We start from the raw sequence: 1,061 nt of genomic DNA on the forward strand, positions 1-1,061 counted from the left end.
TGGGGGAGATTCCATCCCTGGAACATTAGCCGCGGCAGCCTCGGATCCCTTTGCCGATGAGCCTCAACCGGCCACCTTGGCCGACTACCGCAAGCAAGTGGAAGCCTTGCGGCTACAAATCGAGCTCCAGGAACAGGAATGGGATCGGATCCTGGCCAACATGAACCAGCAGATTGCCGATTTTCAAAACCAGTATCAGCAGCGCATTCAAAAACTGGAAGCCACCATTCGTCTCCAGCAGGCGGAGCTCCAGCACCAGGCTACGCTGCAGCAGGATTTGCGGGTTTGGCGGGAACAACTGCAACGTCTAGAAACGGAGCTGGCTCTTGCCCGCGCTGCTGAGCAAAGGGCGCAGCGGCAGTTGCAAACCCAGCGAGATTGCTATCAGTCGGAACTGGAGCAGTTGCAAGAGCAAATCCAGATTCTGCAGAAACGCCAGTTGGACTCGGTGCCCAGCAGCGTTGTGGCTGACCTACGCGCCCAATTGGAGGCAGCGCTTCATCAAATCCAGCAGCTCCGATCGGAGCGGGATCAGCTGCAGGCCCAACTTGCCCAGCAAGCTGCAGAGCCAGAAGCTGCCCCATCCCGGCATCTGGACTCCTTCTGGCCAGAGCAGGTTGCCGCTTTAGAGCAACAGATTTTGGAGCTGAGGGCCTCTTTGCAGATGTGGCAAGAGCGCTACGCTCAGTTACAGCAAGAGCACGAGGCCCAAATGGCGCGGCTTTCCGGCTATGTTCCCCCAGAGCAGGTGGAAAGCTTACAGGCGCAGCTACAACAACTGCAAGCGGAAATAGCACAGCTGATGGCAGCCAACCGTGACTACGAAGCGCACCTTGCTCAACTGGAGGAGCAACTACAGCAGAGCCAAGCCCTGATCCTTCAGCTCAGGACAGAACAGGCCGAAGCCGACCAGCGCATTGTCCAACTGGAGGGATCCCTGCAAGCCCGCCAAGAAGCCTTGGAGCAAGCTCAACAACAACTGAAAACCACGGGATCCCGCCTCAGCGCCCTTCAACAGCAGCAGGCCAACTTGACGGTGGAACTGCGAGACGCGCGAGAGC

1 pseudogene is annotated in these 1,061 nt (G+C 58.2%); it reads left to right on the forward strand.

Features of this window, described 5'->3' with window-relative positions:
• Nucleotides 1-1,061: pseudogene (locus NW820_RS09450) on the forward strand (hypothetical protein); the annotation flags it as partial.

It is taken from the genome of Synechococcus sp. R55.7 (genome assembly GCF_047461955.1).
Lineage (GTDB): Bacteria > Cyanobacteriota > Cyanobacteriia > Thermostichales > Thermostichaceae > Thermostichus.